The 18,755-nt window shown below is 43.1% G+C and carries 20 protein-coding genes; 13 read left to right on the forward strand and 7 right to left on the reverse strand.

What is annotated here, in order from left to right:
* Nucleotides 1-422 precede the first annotated feature (422 nt).
* The 8 genes from QWZ17_RS21945 to cysM all read left to right on the forward strand — a co-directional run bounded on the left by QWZ17_RS21945 (nucleotide 423) and on the right by cysM (nucleotide 7,941).
* Nucleotides 423-680, forward strand: coding sequence for an acyl carrier protein (locus QWZ17_RS21945; RefSeq protein ID WP_290307462.1), 258 nt, complete (start codon nucleotides 423-425; stop codon nucleotides 678-680).
* The gene (locus QWZ17_RS21950; RefSeq protein WP_290307463.1) at nucleotides 681-1,559 is read left to right on the forward strand and encodes a lysophospholipid acyltransferase family protein; all 879 of its coding nucleotides are present in this window, start codon (nucleotides 681-683) and stop codon (nucleotides 1,557-1,559) included.
* Between the two features lie 33 nt (nucleotides 1,560-1,592).
* Nucleotides 1,593-2,714, forward strand: a complete 1,122-nt coding sequence (locus QWZ17_RS21955) for a beta-ketoacyl-[acyl-carrier-protein] synthase family protein (protein ID WP_290307464.1) — start codon at nucleotides 1,593-1,595, stop codon at nucleotides 2,712-2,714.
* A gap of 212 nt (nucleotides 2,715-2,926) precedes the next feature.
* Entirely contained in the window at nucleotides 2,927-3,553 is a 627-nt protein-coding gene (locus QWZ17_RS21960; protein ID WP_290307465.1) for a hypothetical protein, read from the forward strand.
* A complete protein-coding gene (locus QWZ17_RS21965) occupies nucleotides 3,550-4,755 on the forward strand; it encodes a beta-ketoacyl-[acyl-carrier-protein] synthase family protein (protein WP_290307466.1) in 1,206 nt (401 codons plus the stop codon). The genes QWZ17_RS21960 and QWZ17_RS21965 overlap by 4 nt, the downstream gene beginning before the upstream one ends.
* Nucleotide 4,756: 1 nt before the next feature.
* Nucleotides 4,757-5,803: a beta-ketoacyl synthase N-terminal-like domain-containing protein gene (locus QWZ17_RS21970; RefSeq protein ID WP_290307467.1), complete on the forward strand. Its 1,047-nt coding sequence runs from the start codon at nucleotides 4,757-4,759 to the stop codon at nucleotides 5,801-5,803.
* Nucleotides 5,797-6,573 carry a polysaccharide deacetylase family protein gene (locus QWZ17_RS21975; RefSeq protein WP_290307468.1) on the forward strand — a complete coding sequence of 259 codons (777 nt, stop codon included), beginning with the start codon at nucleotides 5,797-5,799 and terminating at the stop codon, nucleotides 6,571-6,573. The genes QWZ17_RS21970 and QWZ17_RS21975 overlap by 7 nt, the downstream gene beginning before the upstream one ends.
* A 495-nt stretch (nucleotides 6,574-7,068) precedes the next feature.
* Nucleotides 7,069-7,941: a cysteine synthase CysM gene (gene cysM, locus QWZ17_RS21980; protein WP_290307469.1), complete on the forward strand. Its 873-nt coding sequence runs from the start codon at nucleotides 7,069-7,071 to the stop codon at nucleotides 7,939-7,941.
* A gap of 292 nt (nucleotides 7,942-8,233) precedes the next feature.
* On the opposite strand, the gene QWZ17_RS21985 is transcribed toward cysM, so the two are convergent.
* Nucleotides 8,234-8,731, reverse strand: coding sequence for a hypothetical protein (locus QWZ17_RS21985; protein ID WP_290307470.1), 498 nt, complete (start codon nucleotides 8,729-8,731; stop codon nucleotides 8,234-8,236).
* Nucleotides 8,732-8,755: 24 nt separating this feature from the next.
* The gene (locus tag QWZ17_RS21990; protein WP_290307471.1) at nucleotides 8,756-9,940 is read right to left on the reverse strand and encodes a THUMP domain-containing class I SAM-dependent RNA methyltransferase; all 1,185 of its coding nucleotides are present in this window, start codon (nucleotides 9,938-9,940) and stop codon (nucleotides 8,756-8,758) included.
* 84 nt (nucleotides 9,941-10,024) lie between these two features.
* On the opposite strand from QWZ17_RS21990, the gene QWZ17_RS21995 reads away from it, so the two are divergent.
* From QWZ17_RS21995 to QWZ17_RS22005, 3 genes are all read left to right on the forward strand, one after another.
* Nucleotides 10,025-10,390, forward strand: coding sequence for a DUF3127 domain-containing protein (locus tag QWZ17_RS21995; RefSeq protein ID WP_290307472.1), 366 nt, complete (start codon nucleotides 10,025-10,027; stop codon nucleotides 10,388-10,390).
* 200 nt (nucleotides 10,391-10,590) lie between these two features.
* A complete protein-coding gene (locus QWZ17_RS22000) occupies nucleotides 10,591-12,405 on the forward strand; it encodes a sensor histidine kinase (RefSeq protein ID WP_290307473.1) in 1,815 nt (604 codons plus the stop codon).
* A gap of 199 nt (nucleotides 12,406-12,604) precedes the next feature.
* Entirely contained in the window at nucleotides 12,605-13,297 is a 693-nt protein-coding gene (locus tag QWZ17_RS22005; RefSeq protein WP_290307474.1) for a response regulator transcription factor, read from the forward strand.
* 109 nt (nucleotides 13,298-13,406) lie between these two features.
* On the opposite strand, the gene QWZ17_RS22010 is transcribed toward QWZ17_RS22005, so the two are convergent.
* Both QWZ17_RS22010 and QWZ17_RS22015 read right to left on the reverse strand, forming a co-directional pair.
* Entirely contained in the window at nucleotides 13,407-13,859 is a 453-nt protein-coding gene (locus QWZ17_RS22010) for a nucleotidyltransferase (RefSeq protein ID WP_290307475.1), read from the reverse strand.
* Complete coding sequence (locus tag QWZ17_RS22015) at nucleotides 13,859-14,065, reverse strand: hypothetical protein (RefSeq protein WP_290307476.1); 207 nt, start codon at nucleotides 14,063-14,065, stop codon at nucleotides 13,859-13,861. Before QWZ17_RS22015 ends, QWZ17_RS22010 begins: the two co-directional genes overlap by 1 nt.
* A 112-nt stretch (nucleotides 14,066-14,177) precedes the next feature.
* On the opposite strand from QWZ17_RS22015, the gene QWZ17_RS22020 reads away from it, so the two are divergent.
* Complete coding sequence (locus QWZ17_RS22020; RefSeq protein WP_290307477.1) at nucleotides 14,178-15,746, forward strand: M28 family metallopeptidase; 1,569 nt, start codon at nucleotides 14,178-14,180, stop codon at nucleotides 15,744-15,746.
* A 54-nt stretch (nucleotides 15,747-15,800) separates the two neighbouring features.
* Here the strand turns inward: QWZ17_RS22020 and QWZ17_RS22025 are convergent, their stop codons facing one another.
* The 3 genes from QWZ17_RS22025 to QWZ17_RS22035 form a co-directional block, all read right to left on the reverse strand.
* On the reverse strand, nucleotides 15,801-16,250 hold the full coding sequence (locus QWZ17_RS22025) for an RES family NAD+ phosphorylase (protein WP_290307478.1): 450 nt from the start codon (nucleotides 16,248-16,250) through the stop codon (nucleotides 15,801-15,803).
* 2 nt (nucleotides 16,251-16,252) lie between these two features.
* Complete coding sequence (locus QWZ17_RS22030) at nucleotides 16,253-16,741, reverse strand: Xre family toxin-antitoxin system antitoxin (RefSeq protein WP_290307479.1); 489 nt, start codon at nucleotides 16,739-16,741, stop codon at nucleotides 16,253-16,255.
* A 69-nt stretch (nucleotides 16,742-16,810) separates the two neighbouring features.
* On the reverse strand, nucleotides 16,811-18,214 hold the full coding sequence (locus QWZ17_RS22035; protein WP_290307480.1) for an MBL fold metallo-hydrolase RNA specificity domain-containing protein: 1,404 nt from the start codon (nucleotides 18,212-18,214) through the stop codon (nucleotides 16,811-16,813).
* Nucleotides 18,215-18,383: 169 nt separating this feature from the next.
* Between QWZ17_RS22035 and QWZ17_RS22040 the strand changes: the two genes are divergently transcribed.
* Nucleotides 18,384-18,755, forward strand: a complete 372-nt coding sequence (locus tag QWZ17_RS22040) for a BlaI/MecI/CopY family transcriptional regulator (protein ID WP_290307481.1) — start codon at nucleotides 18,384-18,386, stop codon at nucleotides 18,753-18,755.

Here is an 18,755-nt window from a genome sequence, read left to right on the forward strand (position 1 = left end):
TTTATCTGGAACCAACGTTTGCTTATACATCGTATTTACAATTTTTCACTAACCTTCTATTAGGTAATGATCATTTCAACAACCAAATTCAACCATACACCAAACACACTTAAATGTTTTTATAATTTTGTACTTTTGCAAAAGTTCTATTAATTAAGTGTTGCAATTTTCACGTATTAACGCGGAATAGAGATTTGGGACGAGGGGTGATGATACTTGAATAACAGTTTAACAAACCTTGCACCCCAACAAGTCTTGAATTACCTAAACGTTCTTTATAAATCCCGACAAAACATATTAATTACATCGCCCATGGCGACACATTAAACTAAATACATATTTAACAATTTTACAACTTATTACAACCTAATTTTGGTTTCGCCCTGATTAACCAATTTTAGCTGATTAATTTAAACGAGATTATGCAAATCGAAGAAATCATTGCGAAAATAAATTCTTTCCTGTCTGAAGAGTTTGAGGTAGATATTGATACCATTACCCCCGATGCCGTTTTGAAAGATACCCTTGGTTTGGATAGTCTTGATTACATCGACCTGGTGGTGGTTATTGAAACCAACTTCGCGTTTAAAGTACAGCCCGAAGACTTTACGGGTATTGTTACCTTCCAGGATTTTTACAATTACGTAGCCGCTAAAGTACAGCCAAAGGAGCTTGTTTAAATGTCGTCCTGGAAAGGAAAATCAAAAGGTAAGCCTTGGGGCTACTCTATATTTCTGGCCATCTTAAGGTTAGGCGGCGTAACACCGGCCTACCTGCTGTTAAGATTTGTTTCCTTTTATTATGTGGTTTTTTCCTACAAATCGTCAAAAAGTATCTATTACTATTTTCACGAGCGGCTGGGTTATGGCCGTATAAAATCGCTTTTTAAGGTTTACCAAAACTATTACATTTTTGGCCAAAGCATTATTGATAAAGTGGTGGTCATGTCGGACATGCCCCATAAATTCACTTTTGAGTTTGATGGCCGCCATAACCTGGATGCCATAGCCGCGCTTAAAAAAGGCGGACTTTTGCTTAGCGCCCACATTGGTAGCTGGGAAGTTGCCGGCAACCTGTTAAGCCATGTCGACACCAAAATTAACATTGTAATGTTTGATGGCGAAGACCAGCAGATTAAAGCCTTTATGGATAAGGCTACCGGCAAGCACCGGGTTAATATTATTGTTATTAAGGACGATATCTCCCACATTTTTAAAATAAACGAGGCTTTTCAAAATAACGAACTGGTTTGCATGCATGCCGACCGCTACCTGGAAGGCAATAAAACCATTACTAAGAAGTTTTTGGGAGAAGACGCTCAGTTTCCGCTTGGCCCATTTATACTGGCATCAAAATTTAAGGTGCCCGTGGCTTATGTATTTGCCATGAAAGAAACCAAATACCATTATCATTTTTACTCCAGCACTATCAAGGAATATTTACATTTGGGCAAAGATGCCGGGATGGAGCAAATGACCAATGATTTTGTGGCCGAGATGGAAAAATACGTAAAACTGTATCCCGATCAATGGTATAACTATTATAACTTTTGGCAATAAAAACAATTTGATGAGAGGAGCTATTTGTAAGTGATGAATAATGTTTTTGTTGTTGCCGATAATATTACATCGCCCGTTGGCAATACCGCTGCCGAAAATTTCGGGCAACTCGTTAAAGGCAATTCCGGCGTTAAACAGCATCATGATGGTGCAAAGTCTGCCTCTCCGTTTTACGCCTCCCTTTTTGCCGCCGATCAATTTATAGCCAACGATATCTATACTAAATTTGAACAATTACTGATTGCTTCGGTAACCGATGCTTTAAAGAATTGTGATATCAACGCTGCCGATCCCAAAACGGTACTTATAGTTTCGACCACCAAAGGCAATATCAGCATGCTGGAAACAGCGGGCGATGATCCGGATTTGAAGGAGCGCATCGCCCTGCATACATCTGCAAAACTACTTGCCGAAAACTTTGGTTTTGTAAACCAGCCATTGATAGTATCGCATGCCTGTATCTCCGGACTTGTGGCCATGATCACCGGTTTAAGATTGCTGCAAACCGGGCAATATGAAAACGCGGTAGTTGTTGGGGCCGATGTGATTACGCGCTTTGTGTTATCGGGCTTTCAATCTTTCCAGGCTATCAGCTCGGCTCCTTGTAAACCTTTTGATGCTACAAGGGATGGCATTAATTTAGGCGAGGGTGCGGCGACGGTGATCCTTTCAGCTAACCCCAAATACGCTAATCATATTAAACTGGTAGGTGGCTCCATCAGTAACGATGCCAATCATATTTCCGGTCCATCCAAAACCGGCGAAGAACTTTTCTTTGCTATTGACGCTGCTTTGAAAAGCGCAGGAATAAAGCCGGAAGAAATTGATTTTATATCGGCTCACGGAACCGCAACCGCTTACAACGATGAGATGGAAGCCAAAGCTATTAACCTGGCCGGGATGCAACAAATTCCCATAAACAGCCTGAAAGGTTATTACGGGCATACACTGGGCGCATCGGGATTGATTGAAGCTATTATCGCCATTAATTCCTTAGAGCAAAACACTATTATCCCAACAAAAGGGTTTCATGAACTGGGGGTAACGCAACCTATAAATGTGGCGGCTCAACTTATAGAAACACCTTTAACCAGCTGCCTTAAAACAGCATCGGGTTTTGGTGGTTGTAATGCAGCAATAGTATTAACTAAATAAAGCTTAAAGCGGAAGGCTTTTGAATAGAGCTTAAAGCAGAAGGCTTAAGGCCGAAAGCTTTTTTGAGAACTAAACCGGCAAATAATTACATAGAGTCTAACAATTAATTTCACAAATTGCAGCTCTATTATATTGATAATACAAGGTATTGGCTTTCGGCTTTAAGCCTTCTGCTTTTAGCTTCAAATAAAGCTTTTTATAATAAAACAAACTTGGCAGATAACTTACATATAACAAGCTACAGCACCATAAACAATAACACGGTTTATAGTAATGGCGATGCTGTATTCGAAAATAGCGGTGTAGATACCGGTGCCTTCCTGTTAGCTGCGTACCAGTTTCTTGAAATAAAATATCCTAAGTTTTATAAAATGGATGGGCTGTCAAAACTGGGCCTGTTGGCTTCGGAAGTTTTATTGAAAGATCATTCTGTTGGAGAGCAATACCGGGAAAACGAAGTTGGTATTGTGCTAACCAATGCCAATGCCAGTTTGGATGCGGATATTAAATATTTTGAGGGGGCCAAAACCGTGGCAAGTCCGGCTTTGTTTGTGTATACCTTGCCCAACATTGTGATAGGAGAGATCAGCATAAAAAACAAATTTAAGGGCGAGAATGCATTTTTTGTGTTTGAACAGTTTGATGCTGCCTTTGTACACCGGTACGTGAGCTATTTGCTAAATAATAATATCTTGCAGGCCTGCATCTGCGGTTGGGTTGATTTGCTGCAAGATGATTATAAAGCGGTTTTATACCTGGTAGAAAAAAACGAGCATAAAACATCCATCCCTTTCACTGCTGATAATATGAACAACATTTACCTGTTTAATAAAATATGAGCGCAACTGTTTATATAGCCGGCGTAGGCGTAATTGCGGGCATTGGCAATAACACTGCCGAATGCCTTGATGCGCTACGGAACAGCCGGGCAGGTATCGATAAAATAAAATACCTTAACACCAGGCATAAGGATACTTTTCCGGTTGCCGAAGTTAAATTGAGCAATGATGAACTGGCTGCATTATCCGGCTTTGGTCCAGATATCAGTCGCACAGCTATGCTGAGTTTAGTTGCTGCCCGCGAAGCCTTAGCCGATGCCGGAATCTCCAATTTTGCTTCATTGCGCAGTGGCTTTATATCGGCCAATACAGTGGGCGGGATGGATAAAACAGAAGACTTTTTTAACCTGTTTAATGCCGATCCAAAAGCCGGCCGCCTGCGCAACGTGGTTAACCATGAATGTGGCAAGGTTACCGAATTGGTGGCCGATGAGCTTGGGATAAAAAACTATATCAGTACCATTAGCACGGCTTGCTCCTCATCGGCAAACGCCATTATGTATGGGGCAAGGCTTATTAAAAATGGCCTGTTAGATGTGGTAATTGCAGGCGGCACCGACGCCCTTACACTCTTTACACTGAACGGTTTTAACACCCTCATGATATTGGATACCGAATATTGCCAGCCCTTTGACGCCAACCGCCGCGGCTTAAACCTGGGCGAGGGGGCTGGCTACGTTACCCTCGTATCTGAACGCGTTGCAGCATCGCTTAAAAAGCCCTTATACTGCTCGCTAAGCGGTTATCATAACTCGAACGACGCTTATCACCAAACCGCCTCTTCGCCGGATGGGACAGGCTCATTTATGGCCATGGAGGGCGCCTTAAAAATGGCCGGATTAAACCCTGCCGACATCGGCTACATTAACCTGCACGGCACGGGCACGCAAAACAACGATAATTCCGAGGGAACTGCCATCAAAAGATTGTTTGGTCCATATTACCCCAAAATGAGTTCTACCAAATCATTTACAGGGCACACATTGGGCGCAAGTGCCGGTATCGAAGCCGTGTTTTCGGCGCTATCGGTACAGCAGGAGTTTGTATACCCCAACCTGCGCTTTGAAACCCAAATTGCCGATCAGCCTTTTAAACCCGAGACAGCGTTTTCATCCCAACCGGGTTTAAAACACGTGTTATCCAATTCCTTTGGTTTTGGCGGCAATTGTTCATCATTGATATTTTCAAAATTGGAGGCCTGAAATGTATATACGATCAACAGGAAATATCTCGCCTCAAAAAACATTTGGCAACGCGGCCTTTCCGGCCGAGGTAGTGGCACATGAAGGAAACCGCTTAAACTGTATTACGCCCGATTATAAAGAACTTATTGACCCCAAACTTATCCGCAGGATGAGCAGGGTAATTAAAATGGGGGTTGCCTCTGCTATAGCTTGTTTAAATGACGCGGGCGTAAGCTCGCCCGATGCCATTATTACGGGTACCGCTTACGGCTGCCTGGAAGATACAGGTGTGTTTTTAAGCAAAATGGCCGAGCGGGGCGAAGAGATGCTGACGCCAACATCTTTCATTCAATCAACCCATAATACTATTGCCGCGCAGGTAGCTTTGCTTATTGGCTGCCATGAATATAACAACACCTTTGTGAGTGGCGGCGCGTCATTTGAGCATGCTTTGCTTGATGCCCGGATGATGTTACAGGAGGGCGCGGCCAAAAATATACTGGTAGGCGGCGTTGATGAGATCACCGATATTAGTCACGGTATATTGAGCAGATTTGGCTTGTACAAACAAGGCCCGGTTTCTAACCTCGATCTTTTTAGCTCCGATACAAAGGGCACCATAGCTGGCGAAGGTTCTGCATTTTTCCTGGTGAGCAATGAGGCGTCCGGAAATGACCTGGCCAGGCTGGATGCTGTTACCACTTTTTACAAACCCAAAGATTTCGCTGAGGTTGAATCGCAAATCGAAGCATTTTTAGCAGCAAACGGCGGATTAAGCATGTATGATATTAGCCTGGTGATAACCGGCGATAATGGTGATGCTAAAAACGATGAGGTATATCATTACCTGGAAAACTCTCTTTTTAATTATTGCAACGTGCTTAGGTACAAACACCTTTGCGGAGAGTATCCAACATCATCGGCCTTCGCGCTGTGGTACGCGGTTAAACTGATAGGACAAAACACTGATCCGGCAACGGCGCATACCTCAAAAATTAAAAAGATACTTATCTATAACCACTATCTAAATACCCATCATTCTTTAATGCTGTTATCAGCGTGTTAACATTTAAAAACACCAATATCGCGTTTGCTGCCCTTATGGTTTTTATCATTGGGTTTGACATAACGCATGGTGTAAGCTGGCTGCTGTACGTGGCAGTTATATGCGCTTATTCGCTTATAGTTGCCTATGGTTGCTATTTTGTAAGCTCCGGCTTTTTTATGCCGATGTATTGCTCGGCAAAAACAAACAATAAGGTAATCGCGCTAACTTTTGATGACGGTCCGGTAGCACCGGGCACTCCCAAAGTTTTGCAGATTTTAAAAAACGCTGGAGTGGAAGCCGCTTTTTTTTGTATCGGTAATCGTATAGCCGGCAATGAAGCCATCATCAAACAACTACATGCCGATGGCCACCTCATAAGCAACCACAGCTTTACCCACGGCGCTTTGTTTGACATGCTCTCCGCCGCAAAAATGCTGGCCGAAATGCAGCAGACGGATAACGAACTCTATCGCGTTATTGGCAAACGGACCAAACTGTTTCGGCCGCCTTACGGGGTGATGAATCCTAATTTAAAGAATGCCATTATCAAAGGAGGGTATTTACCTATCGGTTGGAATGTGCGCTCGTACGATACCATGGCTAAAGATGCTGATACGCTTTTAATTAAGATACTCGGCCGCATTAAACCCGGCGCTATTTTCCTGTTCCATGAAAAGTGCACTGTTACGGTTCAGATGCTGCCGCGATTTATTGAGCAGGCTAAAGCGCAGGGGTATGCCATTGCAAGGGTAGATAAAATGTTGGGATTAAAGGCTTATGCTGATTAGCAAAATCGCCTTTAAACTAAACTGTCGCATCTACCTTTGCACTGCAGGGGTAGCACCTACGGCGCATAAAAATCTTTTATATTTCTTATCTACAAACAGGTAGCCGCGATGCGGCAAGATCATGCCATCGAGGATAGCGGCAGTTTTATTTACGTTATTAGGCCTGTCGTTAACAAATCACTTTTTTGCCGCATAGCGGCTGCCTGTTTGTAGCCCAATAGCCCCCTCTCCGCAAAATGCCGCATCGCGGCTACCTGTTTATGTCCGACTATCGGTATCGCAAAGCAATTCATTATTGGGTCTCCCACAGACGCCTCCTTTTTTAAAAACCATCAACATTAAACGGGCATAACAGCCCTAAAAGTAATTTCAACGTCAATTCAAAAGCTTTCTGCCTTAAACCCTCGGCTTTAGCCTTTAAATGCTAATTTTGTTTTCAATAAATGGGAAATCTACCTGGCTTCCCATGAATACATCTATAAACTAAAAGAATTTATGGGCACATTGATAGACCTGATAGGCAACACGCCTATGGTTGAAATAAAAAAATTGAACCCCAATCCCAATGTACAGATCTTTGCCAAACTGGAGGGCAATAACCCTGGCGGCAGCGTGAAAGACCGGGCATCACTTAACATGATCCGCAGCGCTATTGAAAGGGGGGATATTAAACCCGGCACTAAACTGATTGAAGCAACCAGCGGCAATACCGGTATAGCCCTTGCTATGATAGCCCGTTTGTTTGATTTAGAGATTGAATTGGTAATGCCCTCAAACTCCACCCGCGAGCGCACGCTCACCATGGAGGCCTTTGGCGCTAAAGTAACCTTGCTTGAAGGTATTGAACTTTGTCGTGATTACGCTGAAGAAAAAGCCGCCACGGGCGAGTTTTACCTGGTAAACCAGTTTGCCAATCCCGATAATTACGGCGCGCATATAAAAACTACCGGTCCGGAGATTTGGCGGGATACCGAAGGTAAAATAACCCATTTTGTAAGTGCCATGGGCACCACCGGTACCATTATGGGCAATTCAATTTATTTAAAAGGGCAAAACCCCGATGTGCAAATTGTTGGATGCCAGCCAACAGAAGGTTCGTCAATTCCGGGCATCCGCAGGTGGCCGGCGGCTTATCTGCCTAAAATATTCGATGCCTCAAGGGTAGATAGGGTAATGGATATCAGCGAAGAAGAAGCCACCCAAATGGCCCGAAAACTGGCCAAAGTTGAGGGCGTTTTTGCCGGTATGAGCAGCGGCGGCGCGTTATCGGCAGCAGTTAAGTTGGCATCAGAATTAACCGAAGGTGTAATTGTATTTATTTGCTGCGACCGCGGCGATAGGTATTTGAGCAGCGAGCTGTTTGGATAGAATTTAGACAGCGCAGACAACTCACCCCGACTCGGCTTCGCCCGTCTGCCCCTCTCTCCGACTGCGTCGCATAGAGGGGCGGGAAGATTCGGTCTTATTTTTTCTCAACCCTCTTTGCGGCTTGCCGGAGAGAGGGGCAGACGGGCGAAGCATAGACCGGGTGAGTCGTAGCCTATGTTTCCTCCAATACTTTCATAAAACCAAAACGTCGCTACTCCTCAGCAACGACGTTTTTATTATTATATCTTTTCCACACTGCTTTTTAAACAGTTTCTTATAATTTAAACCCTAATTACTGCCCTAAATCGTAACTAATCATCACAGTTGGCAACAATGTAGCGTTATCCAACGGAATTTGGTTGGCGGCATTAATCGGCTTACGTTTTACGTAAAAATCATAAGCCTTCATTACCAAAGCTTTGCTTGGTATTGCCGGTGGGTTAAATGCTATAGAAAAAGGCAAAATAAAATCGTGCGTTTTTTCATGATCAGGGATAATCCACTTATGGTTTGATTTTTTTAACGCTTCGATAATAGGCAACGTTAACACATAGTCATCCGCCTGGTAAATCACAATACGGGTAATAGTACCTTTGGTATCGGCAGTAAATTTAAAAACCGCGGTACCTGTGGCTTTAGCTTTTATAATTTCGGGCGATACAACCAGGCTATCTTTAAAAAAACTGGTCATTACAGGCGCGCCTCCCTGGAAAGGGAAAGCCAACTCTGTTTGGGCCATGCTGTAAATAGATGATAAAACGGCTACTGCTAATAATATGATCTTTTTCATTAATCTGTTCTTTTATTAATGTTGTTATTTAGGCTGCGGGCGTTCGCTTGGGTCGCGCTTGCTGCCATCATACAACTCATACTCAAATAAGCGGCAATCCAGCTTGCCATTATAAAACTCAATCCGGCGCGATGGGCGCAAGCCAATCTTTTTTGCCAGATCAGGGTTGCCTGTAAAAACATAGCCCCTGTAACCAAGGCATTTCTTTTTCAGGAAATCGCCCATGCGTTTATAGGTAATTTCCAGCTTGCTGTGTACACCCAGGCGTTCGCCATATTCGGGGTTAAACATCACCACGCCTGCACCTTCGGGCACTTCGGTTTCTTCAAAATCACAAACAGCAAAATCAATCAAATGTTCTACCCCGGCGGTTTTAGCATTCTTCTGGGCAATGTCAATGGCGTCCTGTGATATATCCGTAGCAATAATTTTAAAGCCCGTTTCTTTGGTTGCTTTATCTTTTAGTTTACGGCGTTCGGTAAAAAATACGGTTTCATCATAGCCCATAATGTGCATAAAACCATAATTCATCCTAAATAAGCCGGGGTGTTTATCGGTAGCCAGCAAAGCAGCTTCAATGGCTAAAGTACCAGAACCACACATGGGGTTAATGAATGTACTTTTCCTATCCCAGTTGGTAGCCATAATGGTTGATGTAGCCAGGGCTTCCAGCATAGGAGCTTTACCCGGTATTTTGCGATAGCTGTGTTTAGCCAGCGTTTCACCCGATGTGTCTAAAAAAACATCGGCGTCGCTATCCTGCCAGTACAGGTGTACCACGGTTTTGTTAGCATCGGCGCCAGAATTTGGACGAATGCCTTTTACCTGTTTAATCCTGTCAACAATAGCATCCTTTACCTTTACGTTTGCAAACAGGGGGGTAAGGATATGCTCGTTGTTTACGTTTGATGTTACGGAGAAGTATCCGCTAAAATCAATCAGCTTTTCCCATTCAATGGTAACCAGCTCTTCGTAAAGCTCCTTTGGGTCTGCCGCTTTAAAGCTTTTTAATAAATATAATACCTGGCTTGCGCAACGCAGATTTAGGTTTAGCGCAATGGTATCTGTAATGGTGCCCAGCAACTCAACCCCGGTTTGAAAAACGCGGGTTGGCTTATAGCCCAAGGCCTCTACTTCCTGTTGAAGGTAGCTCGACAGCCTTTTGTTACAGGTGATTATGATTTTACTCTCTGTGTGGAAAACTTGCATATTGAATTTGCAAATTTATGAATTAAAAACCCCCTATTTTAATTTCTTATCTATTAACTTTACATTTTAAATTATTTGAAGATTATGGAAGTTAAAGGTAAAGTACACGAAGTGTCGCCAACACAGCAAGTAACTGAGTCATTGAAGAAACGCGAACTGATATTAGAGTATGTTGAGAACCCTCAATATCCCGAATATTTGAAGTTTGAAGCTATCCAGGATCGTTGCGCTTTAATAGATAATGTTAAAATTGGCGATGACGTTGAGGTTTCTTTTAACCTTAAAGGCCGCCCATGGACAGATAAAACTGGTAAAAAAAGCTATTTCAATTCATTACAGCTTTGGAAAATTACGGTATTAGCAGGTGCAGGCGCAGCCTCAACACCAGAATACGCGGCACCGGCTGCCAATATCAGCGCTTCAAGCGATGACGATGATTTGCCTTTCTAAGCATCAATCGTTACTAAAATATTGATAAAGAAGCCTCCTTATTGGGGGCTTTTTTGTTTACCGTGCCTTGCGGTTTTTCTTCTGCGTAAATCACCCGCAATAAGCTATTTTCCAAACACTTATTCAGCCCCCAACATTTGTTAAATTTTGTTAAAAACCCCTTTTGTTGCGTTATTTAAAATATTTTTGCTTGTTAACAAATGAAGAAGCGTAGCATAGGATTGATTATTGGATTGATGGGCCTTGCACTTTTGGGTGTAATGGCTATGCAATTGTATTTTTTAAAACAATCATACAATATGCAATCAGAACTCTTTGACAGTACCGTAAGGGAGGCGCTAAGCAACGTTGTATCAAAAGTAACCAAGCAGGATGCTAATAACTTTTTAAATGCCAAAGCGCTTGATAGGGTAAACGCTATTGATCAATCGGGCATCAAGGTGGTTAAAAGCAGCACCAACAGGTTATACACCATAAAATCCACAGGCAAACAAACCCTGCGCGAGAAAAAGATAGCCCTGCTGCGCGATAGCCTGGAGCGCATGATTAACCACAAAAAACTGGATGATGAGTTAAGCGACCTGCTGCAACAGGAAGGTACAGTTGATATTAAGGTAACTCTTGCCCAGTTTACAGATGATCAGGGTGTGGTACACGCCAGCTATAAGCAACAGGTGATAGGCACACACATTACCCATGCCCTAAAATCACCAAAAAAACTGCACAAATACGATACCCTGCGGTATGAATACCCCGATCCGCAATTTGGCAAACAGGTAATCTCCATCCCACGCATTAATCCGCTTTGGCAACGCGAGCAACAACGCAAACTAAAGGAGCGCCAGGTTGCCCAGATCAAAAAAATGCTGACAACCGATTCGCTGCAAAATTTACATGTAGCCGAAAATAAAAGCAATGTTATTGAAAACCTTGCTTTAGAGTACAGCAAAGCCAGTCAGCCATTAACCAAACGATTAAACTTGTTTTGGATAGATACTTTATTGCGGTTTGAGTTACATAGCAAAGGCATCAACCTGCCGTTTAGTTATGAAATTACCAAAGCCAATAACGATTCGGTTATATTTTCAAAAGCAAATGACCTGGAGGGCAACAAGCCTGTATTTATAGAGGCCAATACTTATCAAACCCCCATCTTTGGTAAAGATTTAATCAATGATCCGGGGAAAATCAGGCTTACCTTTCCGCAAAAAAACTCGCTTATCCTTGGTAATATGACTGCCACCGTAGGCACTTCGGGCGGTTTACTCATTGTACTGTTAATTTGTTTTTTGTATACCATTTTTGCCATCCTTAAACAAAAAAAGGTGTCAGAAATGAAGATAGACTTTATCAACAACATGACGCACGAGTTTAAAACGCCGGTATCAACCATTATGATTGCCAGCGAGGCTTTACGTGATAAAGAGATCACCAGCGATCAAAATAGGGTAACACGGCTGGCAAACATAATTTTTGAAGAAAACGAACGTTTAGGCAGTCATATAGAGCGTGTGCTGAATATTGCCCGCATTGAAAAAAATGATTTCAAGCTGGATAAAAAGCCACTGGATGTTAATGAGATGATTAGCGTGGTGTTGGATAGCATGGCCCTTAAGCTGCATAAATGCAACGCCAGGACCACCTTGCAACTTGATGCCGAAAGCGCGATTATCATTGCCGATGAGCTTCATTTTTCAAACGTTTTATACAACCTGGTTGATAACGCTATAAAATACAGCGCAGATAACCCCGATATTACTATCAGCACCTATAATAAAAACGGACAGGTGGTAATTAGCGTGGCAGATAAAGGTATTGGCATGAGCAGGGATCAGCAAACTAAAATATTTGAACAGTTTTACCGCATCCCCACCGGTAACCTGCACGATGTTAAAGGATTTGGCCTGGGCTTAAGCTATGTAAATACCATTGTGAAACGTTTAAACGGCACCATCAGCGTAAAATCTGAACGGGAGAAAGGTTCGGAGTTTGAATTAAAGTTTGCTGTCGTTTGAGTCGGGAAGTCAGTAAAGTCGGGGAAGTCCGAAAGATGCTGATCGGTAGGTCGATGTGAAATGTCAACTTCCAGACTATATAAAACAATAACTTCCGGACTTTCGGACTTCTCCGGCTTCCGGACTATATAAAACAACTTCCGGACTTTCGGACTTTCGGACTTTTCCGACTCTCCCCAAATCCGGACTTAAATATAACATGAAGAAAATACTACTGGTTGAGGATGATGCCAATTTGGGTTTGCTGTTACAGGATTACCTGCAGTTAAAAGGCAAGTTTGATGTTATTTTATGTAAAGATGGCGAAGAAGGTTTGCGCACTTTTACCAAACATACCTTTGATTTGCTGATTCTGGATGTGATGATGCCCAAAAAAGACGGCTTCACTTTGGGTAAAGATATCCGCAAAATCAACCCGACCGTACCCATCATTTTTGCCACCGCCAAAGGCATGATAGAGGATAAAACCCAGGCCTTTAATTTGGGCGGCGATGATTACATTACCAAACCCTTCCGTATAGAAGAGTTACTGCTGCGGATAAACGCACTGTTAAAACGCACCAGCGGTACCGAAAAAACAGAAGAGGAAAAACAAACCAGTTTTAAAATTGGCCGGTATACCTTTGATTATACCGCGCAGATCATCACGATAGGTGAATCGAACCAAAAACTATCAACCAAAGAAGCCGAATTACTGCGCCTGCTATGTATGCGCAAAAACGAGGTGCTTACCCGCGAAGAAGCCCTGTTAAACATATGGCACGATGATAACTACTTTAACGGCCGCAGCATGGATGTGTTTTTAAGCAAAATCCGCAAGTACCTAAAAGATGACTCCAATGTAGAGATCATTAATGTGCATGGCAGGGGGTATAAATTGTTGATTAATTAACTTGAGCCGGGGTAAATTCGACTTTCGTTTCTCAATATAACCTCGATGAGGTTTTTTGTGTTAGATGATGTTAGTATAGGAGGATGTTTTTGATGATTTGGCGATGGAATCACTTTAATAGATTGTCTAAATCATCGAGATCCTTATGCCTTCCCGATGCCTTTTTTGCATTGATCAGATCGTTAAGGTGAATAGTTCTTACCATCAATCCATCATTATCGAACTCAATGCTGTTATTAAAACAGTCGTCGAAATTAAGTCCTAAAGCAGATGTCATTACATCGATAGCTGTTGGAGGTCTTCCAAATGTAAATACTTCTATTTCTTTATCTAAGAACCGTTCTTCCGTCATGTCAAAAACCGACATTCCAAATTCAAAAAAGGCAACTCTTAACTTTTTATAGTTCTCAGCGGTTCTATCAACCCAAATGTCCATATCTCCGGTCGTGCGGCTATAACCATGTAAAACTACCGAGTATCCACCAATCAACACGTACTTAACCGCATTTTCATTTAGTTGGTGTATAAAATCTCTGAAATCGTCATTGAAAATATTCCCCATTATTTCTCCCGCGTTCTGATACTGAAAACAGTCTTATCCATTTTGGGTGGATCGTTTTCAGGGTAGTTGTAGGCAACACTATTTAAATAGTTCATAATGCGTAGCCTCTCCTGCCAGGTAAGCCCCTTGTAGTAAGTAGCATGATCAGCAGCTTCTTTAGCTGTTTGAGCTTTAAAAGCGGTTCTGTCTAATCTGTAGTCGCTCATAAATCAAATATACCGCAAAAGTTTTTACATGTAACAACTTTGTTAGCCCCCGCCTTCGGTTTTATGCCGATTAATAAATAGGTTTGTTTATAACTGATCTTATTTAATTACAATGAAGAAAAAACTACTTTTTTCGTGCCTGCTTTCTGCGGGCATAAGCGCCCAATTATTTGCACAGGAGGCGGTAGACCCGGTCATAGTGCAAAAAATACGCGAAGAGGGTTTAAACCACTCCAAAGTGATGGAAACCGCCTTTTACCTTACCGATGTGTCTGGTCCTCGTTTGGCTGGATCTCCCGGCTTAAAACGTGCGCAGAACTGGGCTGTTGAACAGCTCAAAACCTGGGGCATGAGCAATGCCAAATTAGAATCATGGGGCAAATTTGGTAAAGGTTGGGAAGTGCAGAAAAACTATGCCGCTATTACGGTTCCTTATTACCACGCTATCATCGCTATCCCCAAGGCATGGACACCCGGCACCGGCGGCGCAATCAAAGGTGATGTAATGGTAATTAAAGCCGATTCGTTACCCGATTTGGATAAATACAAAGGCAAGCTGGCCGGTAAAATAGTGATATTTGATACCAAGCCGCTTACCGAGCGCACCTTTAAAAGTGACGCGGCCCGTTATACAGACGAAGAGCTTGACAAAATGGCCCAGGCCACTATGACACCGGCCCGTCAGCGTGCCGCTTTTGACCCTAATTCGCCGCAGTTTGCCGCCATGCGTAAGCAGCGTGCATTCCGCGCTACTTTAGGTACCTTTTTACAGGCCGAAAAAATCGCCCTGGTATTAAGCCAGGCGCGCGGAACAGATGGTACTGTATTTACCACCAATGGCGCATCATACGCCGATACCGCTAAAGCTGTAGCGCCCGAACTGGAAACCAGTAGCGAAGATTACCAACGCATTTTACGCTTAGTAAACGCCGACAAACTGGTACAAATGGAAGCCGATATTAAAACCCAGTTTTTTACCGATGACCTGCAAGGTTACGACGTGGTTGGCGAAATACCGGGCACCGATAAAAAACTGAAAGACCAGGTTGTAATGATAGGCGGCCACCTTGATTCATGGCATGCCGCAACCGGCGCTACAGATAACGCCGCCGGCAGCGCGGTAATGTTAGAGGCCATGCGCATATTAAAAACCATCGGCTTTAAGCCAAAACGTACTATCCGTATAGCGCTTTGGAGTTCAGAAGAGCAGGGCTTATTTGGCTCGCGCGGTTACGTATTAAACCACTTTGGCGATCCTAAAACCATGGAGCTAAAACCAGAGCAGGCAAAACTATCGGCCTACTATAACCTTGATAATGGTACCGGAAAAATTCGCGGCATTTACCTGCAAGGCGATTCGGCCGCAGGGCCTATATTTAAATCGTACCTGGAGCCATTTAAAGATCTTGGCGCCACTACAGTGACCACCAGCAACACAGGCGGCACAGATCACCAATCGTTTGACGCGGTGGGTATACCGGGCTTCCAGTTCATCCAGGATGCTATTGACTATGGTTCACGTACACACCACAGTAACCAGGACACTTATGACAGGTTAGTTGAAGATGATTTGAAACAAGCCGCTACCATTGTAGCATCATTTGTTTACAATACCGCCCAGCGCGAGCAAATGATTCCGAGAAAAGAGTTGCCTAAACCACAACCGGCAAGGGGGTTTTAAGCAATAACGTTATTGTGGTTTTTAAAAAGCGATGGGGCAACCCCATCGCTTTTTTTATAGCTTGATCCTTTTATCAAACACAAAGGGCTCGCTCCTGAGCAAACGAATAGTATTAAAATCCTGATGTTTGGGGTTGATGAGATAATTTACCTCTTCCTCAATTATAGACGATGGCACGGCAAGTAAGGCGGTTTTATTCTCCCGCAACCACTGTTCGCCGAGTTTCTGGGTTAACGCCATCTGGTCAAAATCATGCCAATCGGCAGGCAGATCGGCAAGTTTGACGGTTGTAATACCTACGGAATCAGGCACATCAATAGTCATTACATTAAAGGCGAGGTTAAGCCCAACCTGGTTACGGTGTACCACGTTTTCGAGGCAAGCCAATGACCGCGATGACGCTGTGTAGATCATCTGCGTATCATTAGGATTCCAGCGCGCCGCCCTGCCAGAGGCCATCAGTTTATCTGAGTATTTGGCAAGCGCAATACGGTATACCAGCATCGTTAAGCCAAATCACCAAATTGTATCCTGATAAGTTCTTCCTCGATGAGTTGAATGCCGGTAATGGTATCCATCATATCAAAAGGCAGCCTGTTGCCAAGCCCATAAGCTGGCGTACCAAGCCACCGATGGAAAGCCTGCCCCGAGCCAAATATTTCAATACCGGTATCAAACAGAGCAAATGATTTAAGCAGTTTTTCGCTGAGGGCTGCATCCAGTTTCAAATCCTTGTTTACATGATTTTGAATAGTTTTAACAGTAGTTTTAAAAGTTTCCTGGAACTCATCCTGCGTAAAGCCCGATAACGATAAAAAATCGAGAGCGCTTTTGGCATCGAGGCCTTTTTTGGAAGTGTTTAATAAGCTAATGGCATCCGTGTACTTGGGCGTGGTTTTATACCCTACCTCAAAATCATTAAAAACGCTAACCCTATCAACATCTTTATAAATTACCGGTGCCTTTTTTTTATCTATTGTTTTATCTTTTGCCATTGGTTTACCTCCCGTAATCAAATATAGAAATTTTTCCGATTAAAAAAGAAATTTTTCCACTTTTTATTTTTACTGCAAGTCTATTCGCTGATGCTGATAAGGGATTTGCACATGTTTAAACCCTTTTTCTTTGAGTTTTCCGCTAAAATGTTGCTGCACCTCATATTCGCCATGCACTAAAAACACTTCCTTCACTTGCGCCGGGTTTTGGCAGGCCAAAAAATGCAGCAGATCGTCGTAATCACCATGGGCACTCATAGATCTTATAGAACGTACTTCGGCATTAACTTTATAGGTCTCGGCAAAAATATGTACTTCATGATCACCTCGCAATAAATGGCCACCCAATGAGTTTGGCTCGCAATAGCCCACCATTAAAATGGTATTCTTATCGCTGTTGATGTTATTTTTAATGTGATGTTTAACCCGTCCGGCTTCGGCCATGCCCGAGGAGGAGATGATAACGCATGGCCGCGGGTCATTATTCAAAGCCATCGATTCTTCGGTCGACTGTATAAAGCGCAAGCCTTTAAAGCCAAACGGATTAGCGTCGGTTTTTAACACCTCTTGTACCTCTTTATTATAAACCTCGGGGTGGTTCATTAATACCTCTGTGGCTTTTTGCGATAACGGGCTATCCACATAATAATGCACATCGGGCAACACGCCTCTTAGTTCAAGCGCGTTAAGCGCATATAGCAACTCCTGCGTGCGGCCAACACTAAATGCCGGAATAATTACTTTTCCTTTTTTAACCTCGCAGGTTTGTTTGATGATTTCCAACAGGGCATCTTCAATAGGGCCAGATTCTTTGTGCAATGAATCGCCATAGGTAGATTCCAGCAAAATATAATCGGCCTGGTCAAACGGTTGCGGATCTTTCAGCAGCATATCATCATAACGGCCAACATCGCCACTAAAGGTAATGCGGGTAAGCTTACCATCTTCCATAATGGATAAATGGATTGCCGCGCTCCCCAAAATATGACCGGCATCGGTAAACTTAAATTTTACACCGGGCATAATTTCATGATCCTGCCCATACTCCACAATTTTAAACTGGCGCAGGGCGGCAGTAGCTTCCACATCGGTATACAAAGGCTCCAGCAACGGCATACCTTTTCGCTGGCGGTGTTTGTTGCTATAAGCCACATCCTGCATTTGTATATGGGCCGAATCCAACATCAGGATGCGGGCAAGATCCATCGTAGCCGATGTACAGAATATCGGGCCGGTAAACCCTTCGGCAACCAGGCGAGGTATTAAGCCGCAATGATCAATATGCGCGTGCGAAAGGATCATGTAATCTACCTTCTTAGGGTTAAAGCCAAAATGTTCGTTCAGTTCTTCAGACTGATCGCCCATGCCCTGGAACATGCCGCAATCCAATAATATACCGGTGTCGTCTTTTAAACGGATCAAATGCTTGCTGCCGGTAACGTTACGCGCGGCGCCATGAAATGTTATATTCATTTATAATTGGGATGAAAAAGATGCAACGAAAATGCACATTAAATGTTTAATAAAAACAAAACTAAGTTTTTAGTTGTTAATTTCATTTATACTATCTACCTTAGATTTACCAATTGGACACGCCCGCGCCATTTTAAATAAGCAAAGGCAATTTTTATTATTAAAGCACATGGAAATTAAAGAGTTAACCCGGGCCGAAGAACAGTTAATGCAGGTATTATGGCAGCTGGAAAAAGCGTATGTAAAAGATATCATTGATCAGTTACCAGAGCCAAAGCCAGCTTATAATACCGTATCAACCATTATCCGCATCCTGGAAACCAAAGGCTTTGTTGGCCACACAGCATTTGGAAAAAGCCACCAGTATCATCCCATAGTAAGTAAAGACCAGTACCAGGATTTTGCTTCGGACAAGTTATTGAGCGGCTATTTTGATAATTCGGTTAACCGCATGCTTTCCTTTTTTGTGAAGAAAGAAAAGATCGACCTGAAGGAGGCCGATGAGATCATGAAACTGATTGAAAAACTTAAAGACAAGTAG

The sequence above is a fragment of the Mucilaginibacter flavus genome, assembly GCF_030409315.1.
GTDB classification, from domain to species: Bacteria; Bacteroidota; Bacteroidia; order Sphingobacteriales; family Sphingobacteriaceae; genus Mucilaginibacter; species Mucilaginibacter flavus.